Raw genomic sequence first — 18628 nt, 5'->3', positions numbered from 1 at the left:
TTGATTTTGATTCTCCTTTTTTAAAGGGGGTTAGGGGAAATCAACAAGTGCCTAAAATTACAGCCAATCACTTTTAAAACATTCTCTTATACCTGATTATTCTCTCCTTATATCTAACTGTACTTGCAGTCCATCATTGTCATTCCCTGACTGAGCCGGTGTTAAGAAAACCGAACTGTCTGGTTGTGATAATGATTGATTAAAGCGGATTTGGGTTGGAGCTTTATTGTCTCTTCTATTATTGTTGGAAATACTTGCTGGATTTGTTTGCTCAAAAAAACTTATAAAGTCATCTTGGGCTGTTTTCCGATCAATTCCAACTAGAGAATCACCACTCAATCTGTATTGTCCGGGATTTAAGTTTGATACTGGCGACTGAGCGTATACTTGGCTTCCTAAGCTTGCAAAGGCTGCCGTCATCCCTAAGAAAGCAAGAGTTTTAGGGTTCATTTGTTTTATCAAAAATATATTTAGTATTACTTGTCTATTATTCTGTGGGAAAAATACTTTGATTAACTCTATCGTTAGGTCAAACTATAATAGTTTTATTGCGTATATACTTAATATGTTAATGATTTTTGCTGTTTTAGGCATTACCAAGCTATAACGAATGGCATTTCTTTGGAAGTTGGATTATCTGCTTCAGTTTTTTTGCGATCGCAGTTAAGTTCGTTGAGATATGCCAGCATTAAAATTAATAGTATTTAACACTGGCAGTGAAGCGATGCCAAGGGCGGGCTACGCCAACGCCCTGACATTGGCGATCGCTTGGGTGAAGCTAATACATTAATAGCAATCGGCGATGTCTTGCAGTTCCTCAAACGCAGCAGTGAAGCCTTAGAGGGCTACGAAGCAGCATTGGCATTCTACCGCGAGATTGGCGATCGCTTGGGTGAAGCTAATACATTACAAGCAATTGGCATCTTGCAAGAAAATTTAACTTTGGGTTTAGAGTATTGTCAAGCAGCGTTAGAACTGTATACCCAAATTGGTGACAAGTATAGCCAAAGTCGTAATTTGATTTACTTCACATCTAAAATTCTTTTAAAACTGAGACGGCAAAAAGAGGCTGTAGATACGCTCAATCGCGCTATTAAACTTGCTAGAGAGATTCCATATCAAATCTTTGTAGAAGATGCCACAGCTAAACTCCGAGAAATCCAACCAAAAAAATCATGGTTTTCATTAATAAAATCATAGTTTTCATTAACAAAATTATGAGTTTCATTCACAAAATCACAAGTTTCATTGACAAAATCACAATTTTCATTAACAAACTCACGAGTTTCATTGACAAACTCACGAGTTTCGTTAACAAAATCACGATTTTTGCGCTAAATACTTAATCAATCATTATATTAAATACTATTTTTTGAGGATATTACTGAACTAAAATCCAGCTTTAATGAGGCAAACTAGCTCTAAAGCAGATAAAAAGGATATATTTATGTCTCGTCAAAAACGTACATACCGCGTTCTAGAAAAAGCTGAATTCAGAACGGCGGGACTTAAAGCCATTGATCCGACTATGGATTTTGGGGATGGGCGCAACTTAGAAAGCATGACACAATTAATTGAGCAATACCGTACCAAGATAGATACTTATAATACTGCTCTAGCTGTGATTGACTCTTCTAAAACAGAGATGGACGAATTGGACAGAACTTTAAGCAATCTAAGTGAGAAAATGCTCATTGGAGTTGCTTTTAAATACGGCAAAGATAGCCGTGAATATGAGATGGCGGGTGGGGTTCGCAAAAGCGATCGCATCCGTAAAAGCACAGCAACACGCTTGAAAGCGACTTTAGAGGAAGCAACTACTAAGGATGCTAAAACTGCATAAAAGCGCTTCAGACTGAAGTCTGCACTATTGAAACAAAGCTTGTTTTTAGCAGGTTTTTAGGTACGAACAATAATTATGCAAAGTAGAACAATAACTGCTAATCGCTGTCCTGCTTGAATTTTAGATTGTTCTGTTATCTAAAACAGCAAAGAAGGTAAAACTTGCATTTTACTTGAGTCATCAGAAACTTTACGTAACTCCATTAATATAACTATAAGTAAAGTCGGTAAAATTCGTGAGGTTTAACAGATAGAAACTAACTAAAATTAGTTTTAAATAAAAGTCAATATCTGTTAAACCAAATAAATTTGTAATAACTGCTCGATTGTTTATAAACCAATACAGTTCAGCTAAGAAAAATTGGAGGTTGGGTTAAGCAAAGCGCAACCTAACAAAGCTCAGTAAATGTTGGGTTTCGTTCCTCAACCAACCTACATAGTTTAAAGTTTTTGGCACTAATCCAAGCGTATTGATTTATAAGTAATTATTGCTTAATATCACTTTATATACTGATGAGCGACTTGAATAACCAAAGACTCAAACTTAAACTTCATCAGTTGCGTTTAGTTCCATATCTAGCAATTGGTTCTCTGATTTTTTATTTTAATTCCAATCTAGATTTAAACTATCTAATCAAAGGATATTTAGTCTTAATGGAGTCTCAAGTATGTATAGTAATTATTTATTTCTTGACAACAAAAGCCACTAGTAAACCATATAAATAATAAATGACGACAAAAGTATTGCTTGTATTATATACCAATCAATATTTATTATAGTTAATTAAAGAAGGAAATATCATGAAGACTAAATCTACAGCAATTCTGCTTTGCTTTTTTGGCGGAGGGCTGGGAATTCACAAATTTTATTTAGGAGAAAATGTAGCAGGTATTTTGTACTTATTGTTTTGCTGGACTTTTATTCCAGCTTTAATAGCGTTTGTTGAGTTCTTCGGGCTAATTGTCATGTCAGATACAGAATTCAATACAAAATATAATAAAGGTCTACCAAGCGCAAATGGGGCAATATCTGCAAAAGATGCAACCAGTGCCTTAGCTGATTTAAAAACTCTTTTTGATTCTGGGATAATTACCGCAGAAGAGTATGAAGAAAAGCGGCAAAAACTTCTGAAATCTTTATGAAAAGGAGTCAGAAGTCAGAATTCAGGAGTCAGAATACCCCGTGTCTGAAGTCAGGGGTTTCAAGCAAGGAATACTTTTTTTCTCCTCCACGACTGAAATTGGGGGCTTTAGACCATGATTCATCCACCAGTCGCACAGAATTAAATTCTTAATTCTGGCTCCTGACTCTTGAATTCTTCTTCGGTAAATAAAAATTATCAGCTGATTTATTGTGTCACAATCTAAATCTTGGTTTCAACAAACTCCTGCTTGGGTGTGGTTATCATTAATTCCGACATTGGGGGGATTTGCGATTGTCTATGCAGGTTATAAATCCAAGACTAAAACTTTGGTTGTCATCGGGATTAGCATCTCTACTTTAGCTTTAGCTTTATCAGCAAGTAATTTAGCCTTTGCAATCTGGATGGCTCAAATTGGTATTGCTTTTTATCTCAAAAAATCTTATTTAGTCAAAACTTATCCAAAGAATTTACCTATTCCTGAAGAACAAGAGTTAGCAAAGTTAGTTGCGAGTTCTCGTGATAAAGTAGATATTAATGAATGCTCAAAGCATGAACTAGTTAACTATTTAGGGCTACCGATAGTTTATGCAAATAACATCGAATCCTTAATGAATGAGGGATATGTTTTCACTCATGTAGAAGAGTTAATCGAAATAGCCGGAATTCCCGAAAAGCAGGTAACTCGAATTACACCACTGATTACTTTTAGCTACAACTATAAGAAAGAAGCTGATTTTTCTTGGAAACGATTAAACACATACTCAACTCATGAATTGATTACCTGTGGATTAGATGGAGCGATCGCAGAACAAATTGTAGCAGAAAGGCAGCAACGAGGTGAGTATAAATCCTTGATTGATGTCAAGCAGCGCACTGGATTACCGTTTAATACTTATCGTCACATAGCTTAGTACAGCCCGTCATAAAAAAAGGTCAAAAAGAAGAGAAGATAATTCTTTGTGAGAAAACACAAAGAATAAATCTGTTAGAAATAATTAACATGAGTAGATTGCAGAAATTTGGCTATTGGACTTATGTCTTCTTAACTATTGCTATAAGTCTACTTGCACTCCGAGTTAATTTTTGCCTGTTAACAGTGTCAGCCAAAGATTATGCACCTGAACAACTTAGTCCTGATGCACTAATGCAATTAAAGAACATCAAACGACGGTTAAATGCAGGTGAAGGAAAAACGATGCAAGCGTTTTTCCCAGAAGGATGGTTTTTTAGCCATATAATTTATGGTTACAGTTGGGTAAATGTTGCTTTGTCTTCCAAGTCCGAACCTCTTCGCCAACAAGCAATTAAAGAGGTGCGTTGGGTTTTATCTCAAATAGATACACCCGAAGGACGCGCACCTTTTACAGCAGATACCCAAGTTGCCAATGGTGTATTTTATTTAGGTTGGAGTAATCGGTTGTTGGGTGGACTATTAAAAATTCAGTCACCAAAAGAGCGATCGCTCCAAGATATTACTCGATTTCGTGCCCAATCTCAAGAGTTAGCCCAGGCGTTTACAAAAAGTTCCACTGTAACCATTGATGCTTATCCCAGACAAGCTTGGCCTTGTGACCAAACCGTAGCTTTAGCATCTTTAGCTTTGCACGATGAATTGTTTGATAGTAATTATCAACCAGTAATTCAGCGTTGGGTTAGCTATACTCGCCAGCATCTTGACCGACAAACAAATTTAATTCCTCACAAAATTGACGCTGTGACTGGTGAAATTAAGATTGGCGCACGAGGTACCAGTCAAGTCTATCTTTTGCCGTTTCTCCTAGAATTAGATTCAAACTTTGCAAAACAGCAGTATGCTCAGTTTCGCAAACAGTTTGTTTCCTCAGTCTTAGGCTTTTTCCCCGTGAGGGAGTATCCCGTCAACGCTGATGGCCACGCAGATGTTGATTCTGGGCCAATTATCTTTGGCATTGGCCCAACCAGTACAATTGTCAGCATTGCTCCAGCACATGCTTATCAAGATACTCAGTTGTTTGAAAGTACGCTCGCTATCACTGAAATTTTGGGATTACCGCTAGTATGGCGTGAAGAAAAGTCCTATGCTTTGGGGTCATTCCTAGTAATTGATGATTTTTTGGTTTGGGGCAAAACTTTAGTACCCTGGACGCAGATTAATAATTCCGTCTACACCGAACAAAGACTTACAAACAACATTCAGCTCTTGATTTTAGGTTTTGGAGTTGTATTACTTGTGCTTTGGAGTCCAATTGTTGCTAAGAGGATGTTTGAAAAGTCATGATTGATGTATCAAATATTTTTTACCCCTCCCTAACCCTCCCCTTTACAAGGGGAGGGAACTGGATTTTTCTTGTTTCCCCCCTTTATAAGGGGGGACTAAGGGGGGTAGCAACATTGAAATTTTCCTCCTTTTTATTGAGTATATAATCACACAAAAGATAGAGGTATTAAACGACTTAATTTCATTATTATCAACAATGCATAAAGAAAGATTATACAAAGGAGTCGGTTATTAGCATCCAACTACCACAGAATGTCGTCATTCCGAAATGGCATGATTCCAACATTACTCTGGATCTCAAACGTGCCACAGAAATTGCTGATTATTGTGCAAATAATGCCAGTGTAATAGATTACAATGGTGCTTTTCCTAAGCACGAGTTTGAGTTAATTGCTAAGGCTGGGTTGTTGGCTGCACCATTGGCGAAAGAATTAGGTGGATGGGGTGCAGGAATAGATGCTAATGTTACCTACGAGCTTCTAAAACTATTAAAACAGATAGGGCATGGCAATCTAGCAGTTGGGCGAATTTATGAAGGACATATCAACGCTCTGCAACTGATTCAGACCTTTGGTACTGGAGAACAAATCACCAGATATGCTCGTGATGCCCGCGAGGATCATAAAATATTTGGCGTTTGGAATGCCGAAGCCTCAGATGGTGTGAAGGTAATTCCTTGTGAAAATGGACGTTATCGGTTGGAAGGTTCTAAAACCTTTTGTACTGGTGCAGGTTATGTGGAACGTCCTTTCGTGAATGGAGTATTGCCAGACGGCGGTTGGCAAATATGCATTGTGCCGATGGAGGAAGTGACAACAGTTAGCGATGCATCTTGGTGGCAACCTTCTGGGATGCGAGCTACTGCTAGTTATAAAGTAGATTTTAGCGGTGTAGAGTTGGATGGGAGCGCTTTAATCGGACAGTCAGGAGATTACTATCGACAACCTTGGTTATCTGTTGGGGTGATTCGGTTTGCGGCTGTGCAACTAGGTGGTGCAGAAGCACTGTTTAACCTGACTCGCCAGTATCTTCAGGACTTGCAATATACGAACGATCCCTATCAAAAAGAACGGCTGGGGAGAATGGCGATCGCTATTGAAAGTGGTAATCTCTGGCTGCGGGGGGCTGCGGATAAGGTCGCAGCCTATGCACCTATATTTGGTGGCTATCCCACAGTTCCCCATCCGCAAGCAGACCAACTCGTAGCCTATGCAAACATGGTGAGGACAGCAATCGAACAAATTTGCATTGATGTAATGCAGTTGTGCGAACGTTCTGTTGGGACTCGTGGCTTAATGCCACCAAATCCGATGGAACGCATCATCCGAGATTTGACTCTGTATCTGCGTCAACCTGCTTTTGATGCATCCTTGGCGAATGTAGGACAGTATGTCTTGGGTAAAAGTAATCCTGCTGATTTGCTTTGGAATAATGAATAAATCTAGCTTGATTGGACTACCACTAAACAATCCGGGTATTTTGCCTTGGCGTTCAGTTAAAGAGATCGCTTGTAGTTCCGCGCTAATTGTCGCACCCCATCCTGATGATGAGACATTAGGTTGTGGAGGTGCGATCGCGCTGTTACGGTCTTTAAATTGCCGTGTGCAAATATTAGTTGTCAGTGATGGTACACTTTCACACCCTCATTCCCAGAAATATCCCGCAGATAAGCTCCGGGGATTGCGGGAGGCGGAAACGCAATCAGCAATGAAATTACTAAATGTAGAAGCGAATGCTGTCAGCTTTTTGAGAATGCAAGATGGGTCAATTACAACACAGTATGAAAGTGCAGTAGCTAGCTGTCGTGCATATATCACAGAAGTCGCCCCAGAAATTATCTTTTTACCGTGGCGATATGACCCGCACGCAGACCATCGAGCAACATGGAAGTTAATTAAAGCAGCGCTGGCTGATTTGCCTTTATCCCCGCGATTGATTGAATATCCTATTTGGGATTGGGACTGGGAGCAACGCGGGATTTTGCCAGCATCTCTGGAAGTGACAACCTGGCGACTAGATATTAGCACGGTAGTGGAATTGAAACAACAAGCGATCGCTGCTTATCGTTCCCAAATTACAGACTTAATTGACGATGATCCAGAAGGCTTTCGCTTGAGTGCCGAAATGTTAGCGAACTTCACTCATCCTTGGGAAGTTTATATAGAGGAAAACCTATGAACCCGTTACAATCCGACTCTTTACCACCCAGCTACTTCGATAAACTCTACAGCGAAAACATCGACCCGTGGAGATTTGAGACAAGCGAATACGAAGCTAACAAATATGCTGCCACAATCGCAGCTTTACCTAAAGAGCGCTATCGGTCTGCCTTTGAAATGGGCGGTTCCATTGGCGTTTTAACTGAGAAACTGCAAAAACGTTGCGATTCACTCCTCTCGATTGATGTATCAACAATAGCTCAAGATAAAGCAATAAAGCGCTGTCAGCATCTCTCTAATGTCAAGTTCCAAATTATGCGTGTCCCAGAGCAATATCCTGACGAAATGTTTGATTTGACCTTGATTTCGGAAGTTGGCTATTACTTAAGCTGGGAAGACCTGAAAAAATCACAACAGTACATTTTAGAACACCTAGAACCTGGAGGACATTTACTTTTAGTTCATTGGACACTTTATGCTCGTGATTATCCGTTGAGTGGAGATGAAGTTCATAACTCGTTTTTTGAGTTGACCCCAAATAAATTGCGGCATTTAAAAGGTCAACGCGAGGAAGAATATCGACTTGATTTATTCGAGCGAGTCTGAGAGGGTGTTTATCCATTTTTTCCCAACGCGATCGCTTAAACTGAAACTTTTATAGGACAGTAGTTTTACTTTTTTAACTTCATCGCTAATCTGTGATGTGGAAAAAGTATTTGCCAAAAAGCTAGGGTTTTTGCTGGATAAAGAAAATCGGCGTTGCTCAATCAAGGGATGATTTTTGTGGGGTGGGCATCCTGCCCGCCTAGAAATACAAGGGACGGGCAAGATGCCCATCCCACAATTATGCAACGCCAGAAAACCCCCGAAAGTAGGGTAACGCTTTCCCTTAGCAATTACTGACGCAAACTCTCAAGACGTAAGCGCAAATCCCCAATTGCTTGTTTGATATCCACGTATTTCCAGCGCGAAGCCCAAGTTTGTTCTTCTTGCTGGCGTTCTTCGACTAGTTCAAACAACTGACCAAAGGAATAAGGTTGCGTTAATTTCTCGACAAGCCATTGGGCTGAAATTCCCAGCATCTCTGCCAAAGACGTGACACTGGGATAACATGGCTGATAGCCATTGAGAGCGCACCACCACATCAGTCGTAATTGGCGACGTGCAACAAAACGAGTTTCGATAGCAGCTGCTGGCTCGACTACAAATGCTTGCTGTTGCCGTCCCATTTCTATCCATTCATTTAGTTGATTTGCTAAACCGACATTAGTACGTCCGACTTGTCTTGCCGAAGTCACTACCCGCACTAGCAAACTGTGGCGGAAACGGGCATTTACCCGTACCAAAGCACGGTAAAAAGCCACATCTTCAGGAGTCCGCACTGGCGGTAAGCCTCCTGCCAATGCATACATTTCTGCTGTTACTGCTAAACTTGCTCCATAGTGTTGATAGTGGCGGGGAAAGCTGTCGTAGGGGTCGGGATCGAGATAATTTTCTAATTCGGTAATTAAATAGCGGTAGCCCACTTCACGCAGAAAGCAAGCTCTGGCGTAAGGGTCTAAAGCCGCACGACCAGCACCCTCAGTGATAATTCGCCCACCGACAGCATCAGCACCACAGTTAATTTCGTACAGGTTGGCAGCAATCCAAGTTGGGCTTACTTGCGAGTCTCCATCAGTTGAAGCAATTACCCCCCTTGTACGTCCTAAACTAAACAAACGGTGATATGCTTCATCCATCAAAATCTGCCGCACTCGACCAATATAGGCTTGTGCAGGTGGCAGAGTTTTTTCAACTATATGCAGTGCTATATCTGGATGTTGTCTTGCGAAACTCCGGGCTATAGCTGCTGAATCATCGCTACAATTATTTGCCAACAAAATTATTTCGTAGCGTTTGGGATCTAAAAGCTGTCCTTCTAGATCAACTTGATGTATTAAGGCAGTAAGGGTTGCTACCAATGTCTGAGCTTCATTGCAAACTGGAACAATTACACAAACTTCACAATGCGGTGAAGGCAGTACTTGCACTAAAGTTTGAGAAGAGTCTTTATCAAGTTGTACAGATGGAAAGTCAGCAACGAGGAGTGAGCGCTTACTTTCCATAAAAACCATTTTTCCATCTCCAGGAACAGCGACACAGGATATTCATTTACAATCAGAAATTATTAGTGTTTGTAATAGTATTTTGAATGTTCTTTGATTTACTTGAAATCTACCTACAGTAATACCAATTCAAAATTCAAAATTCAAAATTCAAAATTCAAAAAGCCAGACACAACAAAGGTTTGGGTATAGTCAACTACTTTTAAAACAACCTCTAAGGTTACTCCAAAAATTAAATTACTCAATTCCTTCATCTAAAACGACTATTCAGATATTTTCTTGCCATGCTCAAGAACAGCTTAACAACAGCTTACTTGATAATTAATTATTTTTTATGTGGAAGTCCCTAACTCCTCATTCTCCCGCCTTTTTCCAAGGAAGCTTGACAGTAAATCGACTACCTTTACCTAACTGACTTTCGGCGTGGACAGTCCCACTATGCAACTCGACAATTTTTTGCACTACTACTAATCCTAAACCCGTACCTGGAGAACGAGGGTTAGAGGCATTTTCAACTTGCACAAAAGGTTGAAATAATTTAAAAAGGTCATCGGAAAGCATCCCAATGCCCGTATCTACGACGCTGATAAAGATATATTCATTGGTAGAACTTGGCTGGACTTCAATCCAAACTTCGCCTCCTTCTCTAGTAAACTTGATTGCGTTAGTCAATAAGTTGATAAATACTTGGCGGATGCGGGGTTCATCAACTTGGATGGGTTCAAGTTCTTCAGGTACTTGTGTTCTCAGTCGAATATTTTTTTGGAACGCCAGATGTTTGACAAAACTTAGGCTGGAATCACATAATCCCTGAATCGAAGTAGCATCTAGTTGCAACTCTATCTTCCTGGATTCAGTGTCGGTAAAGTCAAGGATTTGGTTGATTAATTCTAGTAAGTTGTTACCATTAGATTCGAGTATATTTAGAGACTTACGTTGTTCTTCACTCACCAGGTCGTACATTTGCTCTTTGAGTACCTTTGTGATTCCCAAAATTGAATTTAAAGGAGTCCTCAGATCGTGGTTGATGTTTCCTAAAAAGGTGCTTTTGGCACGATTTGCCACGTCGGCGGCTTCTTTAGCCTCACATAGAGCGGATTCTGCACGTTTGCGATCGCATACTTCTAAAGTTAGGGCGACAATTTCCGCGATTGAGCTAACAAAGTTTTGCTCGCTCAGTTTCCATTTTCGGGGAATATCAACCTGCTCGTACAATACTGTTCCCACCATTTTGCCCCCAACCCAAAGACTGGTATCAATTAAAGAGACAATATTATTTGGTTCGAGCAATTTATCCGATAATTCTTGTACTCGTGGATCGGTGCGAGTGTCAGAAACAGCAATGGTACGAGAAACAACCAGAGCTTTAAAGTAGATTAAATAATCTGCAAGGTTGCGTTCTAAACCTGCCGAATGTCTCTGATTGCTGCGTTCGTAAAGACTTATACATTGTAGTTTAGTGTTATCACTATTGAATAACCACACACTCACTCGCTCTACTTCTAAGGCATTAGCCGCTTTTTCTGCGATCGCTTTGAATGCTATTTCTAAATTTCCTTCAAAAATTGCTTTGTGATTTGCCAGTTCTGCTAGTACTTGATTATACTGACCCAGTTTTTGCTCGCTGTCAATCCGTTCTTGAATCTCCTGTTGTAATTCTTGAGTTTGCTGCTTAACTTGCAGTTCTAAATCTTCATTTTTGGTAATCAGTGCAGTAAAGGTTTTGCGTAACTGCTGTGCTATCTCGTTGAAAGATCCACTTAGCACTTCTAATTCTTTAATGCCCTGTACTTTCACCACTAAGTCTTCGCCAATGGGAAAATCAGCGAAATTTTTCGTCACTGTGCTGAAATACAAAATTTGCTGATTTATCCACCGAGCAGTAACAATTGCCAATATAGTAGCTAATCCCAACGCTCCTAAACAGAGAAAAATTGTAGTTGGAATGTTGCGATTGATTTGCCCCATAAAGTCTGCTTCTGGGACAGCCACGATAATCAACCAGTTGACATTTGGTTCGCCCTCAAAGGGTCTAACTTCTAAAAATTGTCGTTTGCCATCTAAGGAAAAATTTAGTCGCTGTAAACGTTGAATTTGGTCAAAGTTATTAAATTTAGTTGCTAAATATTTAGCGGTTGCTTGAGTCAAAGAATTCCCGCTTTGGGAAGCTGCGAACCTAATGGGTTTGCCATTTTGTAAGCGGAATGGTTCTTCGGTGGAACTTGCAACTAATAGCCCCGATCGCTCGATAATAAAAATTTGCCCAGACTTGCCAACTTTGTCGTTTTGCAGTAAATCCCCAATTTGTGATATGTGAGTGAGAGTGCTATTAACTCCGAGTAATTCGCCTTGGGAGTTAAAAATGGGTTGAGATGCACTAATTAGGAGTGTTGGTTCAGTGCGGGGTGTAAAAATCTGACTAAAGCTGAATTTTTTGGTGGTAACTGCTGTTTGATAATCAGGACGCGATCGCGCATCATAGTTTTTGATTACTTCTGGTAGTTGAGTACGTTGACCTTGAGAGTCAATGATGTAGGTGTAGAGATCGTAGCCAGTTGACTTATCGGCTTTTCTGAGTAAAAATTGGCGATCGTTGAACTTCTCCACCGCTAGATATTCTTGCTGTTCATTGCTTGCCGTTAAGGCCAACGCATCTGGAAAAATTTTTAACTGCTCTATTAAATATGACTCCCAGGTTGCCAGATTCTCTATTTTCAGCAACCCCATATTGATAACATTTTGATTACTGCCTAGTACCTGACGTGGCGTTGACAGATAAGTTTGTAAATTCTGCTCAACTCGATTGGCAACTTCATGACGTAATTCGCTAGCTACCTGATTGACTGCTTTTTGCCCGTTCCCGATTGATAAGTATGCAGTCAATCCTACAGCTAGCAAGATTTGCAGCAGAAACAATGCTACCAAGATGCGACTTAGAGGTACGCCTCGAAACAGAGAAAAAACACTACCTAGCCCAGTATTTTTATTCATCTGCCCACTCCCCCTTCCTGTCCTGTAGTATTGAGTACAACACCTCTTTGCTGTCCTGTGGGCTTATGCATAGTTTGTACTCGGTCGGGTCAAGTGCCAATATAGCACTTCTGGTAAAAGAACAAAACGTTACTTAACTGCACCTGTAGATTTTACCAGTCAAAAATCATCCATCACAAAGACTTGCCTTAATCATAAATACCAAACAAATTGATGAAAAGCCGAATCAATTTGTAGTTAGTTGAGATTTATGAGTTATAACTGGCATTTTTAAATATATCTAACTATAGACAGATGAAATTTGAAACGCTACTCTTATCAGAAGCGTATTTTTTGGTGTTCAGACTGTCTTTTAATCTACGCGCCAAAGAAAAGGAGTTAATCACTTAAAGATTGCTCCTAATTTTACTGCATCCTAGCCACAGCCATCCTTAAGAGGTTTTATCACTCATGCTTAACGTATCCACTCACACTTCTCAACAAAATCAGCAATTAATTGACAATACTGACTGGAACGTTATTGAAACGGAGTTTAATCCGACGCAGTTACATCACAAAGAAACTGTCTTCACTCTTGGTAATGGGTTGTTAGGAGTGCGGGGTACGTTTGAGGAAGGGTATTCCCAAGATTTTCCAGCCACACTCATCCACGGTGTTTATGATGATGTGACAATTGCTCATACCGAATTGGTAAACTGTCCCAACTGGCTGCCATTGGTGGTAAAAGTTGCAGGCGAATCTCCTACGGAGACGCTACGCGAACGTTTTACTATGGACAGTGGTGAGATTCTTAACTACGAACGTCGGCTCGATTTACGTTTAGGCTTAGTTAGCCGTGATGTGCGGTGGCGTAGTCCTAATGGTCATACCCTAGATTTTCACTTCGAGCGTTTCACCAGTTTAGCAGACCAACACGTTTTGGCGATTCGCGCTCAAATCACATCGGTAGACTTTGAGGGTGAAATTACCGTTGAAGCCGGATTTGACAGCGAACCAGATACTCGAGGCATCAAACATTGGCGAACCATAAACCAAGGTGGCATAGAGCAGATTATCTGGTTAAACAGTACAACTCTCCACTCAGGTATTCAACTTGGGATGGCAGCTAAGTTAGTGGTAGATGGTGATGAGACTACACTTGTGAGCGTCGAAAATACTTCTAGTTCTCCCATTTTGACAACCACCTTAGAGTTATATCCCGGAAAAACGGTAACTGTAGAAAAGATTGTCACCGTGTTTACTTCACGAGAGACAGAAATCCCCATTGCCGCCGCCTTACAAAGACTCGCTGATGAACCTAGATATACTACTCTGTTGGCAGCTCACATTACTGCATGGGAGCAAGTGTGGCAAGACAGTGACATTATTATAGAAGGCGATCGCTTGGCTCAATTGAGCGTCCGTTACAATCTCTTCCAATTATTAGCTGTAACACCGCGTCACGATAGTCGGGTGAGCATTCCTCCCAAAACTCTTTCCGGTTTTGCCTATAGCGGACATATCTTTTGGGATACAGAAATATTCATCCTGCCCTTCCTCACCTTAACTCAACCAGCCCTAGCGCGTAACTTGCTCACCTACCGCTACCACACCCTACCAGGAGCGAGACGCAAAGCTCAAGAAGCAGGTTATCAAGGAGCCATGTTTGCTTGGGAAAGTGCCACTACTGGCGATGAAGTCACTCCGCGCTGGGTTCCGGCTCCCAATGGTGAATTAATCCGTATCTGGTGCGGTGACATTGAAGTGCATATCACTGCTGATATCGCTTATGCAATTTTGCATTACTGGCAGACTACTAATGATGATGACTGGATGCGCGATTATGGCGCGGAAATTATCCTTGATACGGCTGTGTTCTGGGAAAGTCGGGTGCAGTGGAACCAAGAGCGTCACAGCTATGACATCCTAGATGTAATTGGCCCGGATGAAAATCACGATCGCGTCGATAATAATGCCTTCACCAATCTCATGGTACAGTGGCATTTGCAGTCAGCTTTGCGACTGTGGGATTGGCTCAAACGAGCTTATCCGGAAATCTCAGCACAACTGGAGCAAAAACTCAATTTAACCACAGAACGTCTGCACCATTGGGCAGAAATCCAAGAGCGTCTATTTGTCAATGAAGATGCTCAAACGGGTTTAATTGAGCAATTTGAAGGTTTTTTCCAGCTAGAAGACGTTAACCTCGCTGATTACGAACCGCGCAGCAAATCTCTGCAAAGTTTGTTGGGAATTGAAGCTACCAGCCAAAAGCAGATTCTCAAGCAGCCAGATGTGTTGATGCTCTTGTATTTATTGCGCGATGTCTGGCGACAAGACGCAAAGCGTCTACGCTACGACTATAACACCCTCGCCACCAACTGGAACTATTACAACCAACGCACCGACCACAGTTATGGTTCTTCACTAGGCCCAGCCATTAACGCTATCTTAGCTTGCGACCTCAATCAACCAACTGAAGCATATACACACTTTCTGCGATCAGCCTTGGTAGACTTAGATGATGTCAGACTGAACGCAGCCGAAGGAATTCACGCTGCCAGTGCTGGAGGAGTATGGCAAGCAGTAGTTTTCGGGTTTGCCGGCATTCGCATGACTCAATTTGGACCCATTGCCTGTCCCAATCTACCACCTAACTGGACGCGTTTGAAATTTCGTCTGCAATGGCGTAACCAGTGGTATGACTTCGATTTACAAGCTGAAACAGAAGTTAAAATTCCCACCTTGGCAGAATACACGCTCGGAAATTAGTCAGGTTATCTTCGACTTGGATGAAGTTTTAACCGATAGCTAAGAGTTTACCTGCGATCGTCTTCGCGCAGCGTCTCGTAGAGAAGACGTTGGTGCAGCGATCGCTTTTACAAAAGAAACCTCTCCCTGGTTTTACTACGCAAAACCGTCCCTCTCCGACTCCCAGAGAAACTTGAACTTTAGTTCAAGGCAGGGAGAGGTTCTTCTACTGAAGGAGTGCTGCTTCAATCTTGTCACAGATATCCACCCAAGCTTTATTCTCTTGTGCTGAGTTCAGGCTGTCTAAAGGTTGATTGGGAGGGTGCGCTGACTGATACTTTTCAATTTTTGTTTTGTGATAGCTGCTAAAACTCAAAGGTATCCAAATAATCGTGAGTCCTTTAGCTTCAGCTGCATCCAACAATGGCGGTAACTCATTATCAGCAATAAAGTCTGATGCTAAAAAATCGGGGCTAACCAACAATACTGCCACTTTTGCTGCTGCTAAAGCATTTTCAATTTCTTTACGCCACTCAGCACCGGGTTGAATTTTGGTATCGTCCCACACAAGCATATTTTGATTACGAATCATTGGTTTGAGGTGTTTCTGGAGTTTGGTAAGCCACTCCCGATCTTGATGACTATAGCTGATGAAAATTTGATTTCTGGTTATGGGTTCAAACATAGGTATTTGCAGAGTTAGTGATGTCGGTAAAATATCGTCAATTAGTCTGCGGACATCTACCATATCACCGCTATCTTGGCACTGGATTTGGTCGCGATTATTTTCTCGGAATTTGTACAACACGTCTCGGCGGTAAAAATGAGGCGTTTGACTATTCTTACAGCTTTCACAGTTGCAGGGAACAAGTGTTTGATATTGCAGAGGTTCGTAAGAGTTATGAATTTTTTCTAGTTCATGGATGATAACTGCTAGCCGTTCTTTCTTGTCTTTTCCTGCTACGCGGACTTTAATTTCTCGTTGATTGTAGTGTTCAATCACTTCAGCACGGGTTTGGTCTTTAGCAAGAACAACGCCTGTTTTCCAAACTAGGGTTTGTTGTTCAATATCAGAGTGCATTTCGACTATAAAGCGGGTGAGAATACCTTTTGGCATGAAGTCATATTTATAGCGCAGGATTAGGTTATTGGATTCATCCCAATTGAAATCAGGTTGGTTGACAGAGAGTAATTGAGGTGCGATATAAGTGCCGGGACGACTAGGTATTTCGTAACACAGTTTAAATTTCATCATTAGCCGCAACAGTTCTGGTCGCATATTGGCATATTTGTTTTCGTGCCAAATATTTTTTAAATCATTGCGATCAAATTTACCCAGGTTTTGAATTACTTGGGGATTATCTAACACTTTGTAAACGGCATCTGTACCCCAAGTGGGCTTGAGAATTACGGTTTTTATTAAAAAGTCATCATCTTGGAAGTGAAGGCATACACCTAAATCATGCAAATAGTCACTGAGTTGGAGTTTATCCTCTTGTTTAGTAAAACCATGTTGATTACAGATGTTTAGATATTCTTCCAAGCTAATATATTCGCGAGAGTCACCTTCTAAAGCTTCTCGCACTTTGACCCAGGTTTTAGGGAGTTCTATTCCTACATGAGGTAGGTTAGTAATATAATGCTTAATTTTATTTAAGATTTCTGGCAGACCGCGATCAGTAGCCAGATTTGTAGTAAGTGTTTCCTTAAAATTGATGAATTCCTTTCGTAAGTCCTTCTCATTTATTTCCCGTTTGCGGTCGTGCTTTTCATTTTTGATAATGAGTAAAGGACTATCATCGCTCAACAACTTAATCACATTTAGCCAGTAGTAAAAATCTGTGTCTTCTTTGCGAGTATCAGCAACTATGACATAAAGAGAGCGTTTGGTGAGAAAAAATTGGTGGGTAGCATGATAAATCTCTTGGCCACCAAAGTCCCAAACGTTGACTTGAAATTCTTTACTCTTGAACGGGAACTTCCATTGAATAACATCAATGCCTTCAGTAGAACTTTCATCCTGTTGTAGCTTATAGTTTTCGTTTTGAATTTTTTTAGCTAGCGTAGTTTTACCTGCACCACCTTCTCCCACAATGAGTAATTTGGCTTCGTAGAGACGATCAGTTTCTTGTTCTAGTTGTTGCCTGCAAAAGTCAAGAATTGCTTTAACCCCTTTCGTGATAATTTCTGGTGGAGGTGATTCTAAAGGATTACTGCTGAGGTAGAGGGATTGCAGGTTGGTGAGTTGGCCAATTTCCGCTGGCAGACTGCTCAGTTGATTGTTGTAGAGGTTGAGGGATTGCAGGTTGGTGAGTTGGCCAATTTCCGCTGGCAGACTGCTCAGTTGATTGTTGTAGAGGTAGAGGGATTGCAGCTTGGTGAGTTGGTCAATTTCCACTGGCAGACTGCTCAGTTGATTACCACTGAGGTAGAGGGTTTGCAGGTTGGTGAGTTGGTCAAATTCCGGTGGCAGACTGCTGAGTTGATTGTTGTAGAGGTAGAAGGATTGCAGGTTGGTGAGTTGGCCAATTTCCGCTGGCAGAGTGCTCAGTTGATTACTGCTGAGGTCGAGGGTTTGCAGGTTGGTGAGTTGGCCAATTTCCGATGGCAGACTGCTCAGTTGATTACCGTTGAGGTTGAGGGTTTGCAGGTTGGTGAGTTGGCCAATTTCCGCTGACAGACTGCTCAGTTGATTACCGCTGAGGTTGAGGGTTTGCAGGTTGGTGAGTTGGCCAATTTCCGGTGGCAGACTGCTCAGTTGATTACCGCTAAGGTAGAGGGTTTGCAGGTTGGTGAGTTGGCCAATTTCTGCTGGCAGATTGCTCAGTTGATTGTTGTAGAGGTAGAGGGATTGCAGGTTGCTGAGTTGGCCAATTTCTGCTGGCAGACTGCTCAGTTGATTACTGCTGAGGTCGAGGGTTTGCAGGTTGCTGAGTTGGCCAATTTCCGCTGGCAGGGTTATTAAGCCTTTGCCAGAAAGGTTTAATTTTGTCAGCTTTTCTCTGGTAGTTTGTTTAATAATTTGCAGCAGTTCTTCGTTAGTCATTTTGGGTTTTACAGAGGCAATGCTTGACGACGAGTTGCTGCTTGGACGCGCAGCAGAGAAATCGAGCTAATTAATAATGTAGCCTGTATCAAGGATTGCATTGTAGCAATGTGCGTTAGCGTAGCTCGTCGTAAACATCGTAGGTTCCTACGCCTCTAGACTCGACCTCAAAACCTCACCATTCCACCTTTGAACACCAACTGTCGAGCAAAAACAGCGATCGCTCCATCTCTGAACACCAACTGTCGAGCAAAAAGGGCGATCGCTCCACCTTTGAACACCAACTGTAATAATTTATAAACTTTTCTGTTTCTTCTCTTGGCGCTCTTGGCGGCTTCTCTACGAGACGCTAT

Annotated in this window: 13 protein-coding genes; 9 read left to right on the top strand and 4 right to left on the bottom strand. The window is 41.3% G+C overall.

Annotated elements, in window-relative coordinates; translation table 11 throughout:
- Nucleotides 1-96 precede the first annotated feature (96 nt).
- Nucleotides 97-450 carry a hypothetical protein gene (locus V7K79_RS20900; protein WP_335049996.1) on the bottom strand — a complete coding sequence of 118 codons (354 nt, stop codon included), beginning with the start codon at nt 448-450 and terminating at the stop codon, nt 97-99.
- A gap of 318 nt (nt 451-768) precedes the next feature.
- Between V7K79_RS20900 and V7K79_RS20895 the strand changes: the two genes are divergently transcribed.
- From V7K79_RS20895 to V7K79_RS20860, 8 genes are all read left to right on the top strand, one after another.
- A complete protein-coding gene (locus tag V7K79_RS20895; RefSeq protein WP_335049994.1) occupies nt 769-1200 on the top strand; it encodes a tetratricopeptide repeat protein in 432 nt (143 codons plus the stop codon).
- Nucleotides 1201-1447: 247 nt separating this feature from the next.
- Nucleotides 1448-1843 (top strand): hypothetical protein, encoded by a 396-nt coding sequence (locus tag V7K79_RS20890; RefSeq protein WP_335049992.1) that lies wholly within the window; start codon nt 1448-1450, stop codon nt 1841-1843.
- Between the two features lie 800 nt (nt 1844-2643).
- Nucleotides 2644-2985: an NINE protein gene (locus tag V7K79_RS20885; RefSeq protein WP_335049990.1), complete on the top strand. Its 342-nt coding sequence runs from the start codon at nt 2644-2646 to the stop codon at nt 2983-2985.
- A 211-nt stretch (nt 2986-3196) separates the two neighbouring features.
- Nucleotides 3197-3898, top strand: a complete 702-nt coding sequence (locus tag V7K79_RS20880; protein WP_335049988.1) for a helix-hairpin-helix domain-containing protein — start codon at nt 3197-3199, stop codon at nt 3896-3898.
- Between the two features lie 89 nt (nt 3899-3987).
- Nucleotides 3988-5244: a hypothetical protein gene (locus V7K79_RS20875; RefSeq protein ID WP_335049986.1), complete on the top strand. Its 1257-nt coding sequence runs from the start codon at nt 3988-3990 to the stop codon at nt 5242-5244.
- A 200-nt stretch (nt 5245-5444) separates the two neighbouring features.
- Nucleotides 5445-6683, top strand: coding sequence for an acyl-CoA dehydrogenase family protein (locus V7K79_RS20870; protein ID WP_335050036.1), 1239 nt, complete (start codon nt 5445-5447; stop codon nt 6681-6683).
- On the top strand, nt 6676-7422 hold the full coding sequence (locus V7K79_RS20865) for a PIG-L deacetylase family protein (protein WP_335049984.1): 747 nt from the start codon (nt 6676-6678) through the stop codon (nt 7420-7422). Before V7K79_RS20870 ends, V7K79_RS20865 begins: the two co-directional genes overlap by 8 nt.
- The gene (locus V7K79_RS20860) at nt 7419-8009 is read left to right on the top strand and encodes a class I SAM-dependent DNA methyltransferase (RefSeq protein WP_335049982.1); all 591 of its coding nucleotides are present in this window, start codon (nt 7419-7421) and stop codon (nt 8007-8009) included. The genes V7K79_RS20865 and V7K79_RS20860 overlap by 4 nt, the downstream gene beginning before the upstream one ends.
- Before the next feature lie 290 nt (nt 8010-8299).
- Here the strand turns inward: V7K79_RS20860 and V7K79_RS20855 are convergent, their stop codons facing one another.
- Nucleotides 8300-9508, bottom strand: coding sequence for a glycosyltransferase family A protein (locus V7K79_RS20855; RefSeq protein ID WP_335049980.1), 1209 nt, complete (start codon nt 9506-9508; stop codon nt 8300-8302).
- A 354-nt stretch (nt 9509-9862) separates the two neighbouring features.
- Nucleotides 9863-12499, bottom strand: a complete 2637-nt coding sequence (locus V7K79_RS20850) for a sensor histidine kinase (protein ID WP_335049979.1) — start codon at nt 12497-12499, stop codon at nt 9863-9865.
- Nucleotides 12500-12949: 450 nt separating this feature from the next.
- Between V7K79_RS20850 and V7K79_RS20845 the strand changes: the two genes are divergently transcribed.
- Entirely contained in the window at nt 12950-15250 is a 2301-nt protein-coding gene (locus tag V7K79_RS20845; RefSeq protein WP_335049977.1) for a glycoside hydrolase family 65 protein, read from the top strand.
- A 205-nt stretch (nt 15251-15455) separates the two neighbouring features.
- Here V7K79_RS20845 and V7K79_RS20840 read toward each other — a convergent pair whose 3' ends face one another.
- Entirely contained in the window at nt 15456-18275 is a 2820-nt protein-coding gene (locus V7K79_RS20840) for a leucine-rich repeat domain-containing protein (RefSeq protein ID WP_335049975.1), read from the bottom strand.
- Nucleotides 18276-18628 lie beyond the last annotated feature (353 nt).

It is taken from the genome of Nostoc sp., from assembly GCF_036917575.1.
GTDB lineage: Bacteria > Cyanobacteriota > Cyanobacteriia > Cyanobacteriales > Nostocaceae > Nostoc.
This window is presented reverse-complemented; position numbering and strand designations above follow the sequence as displayed.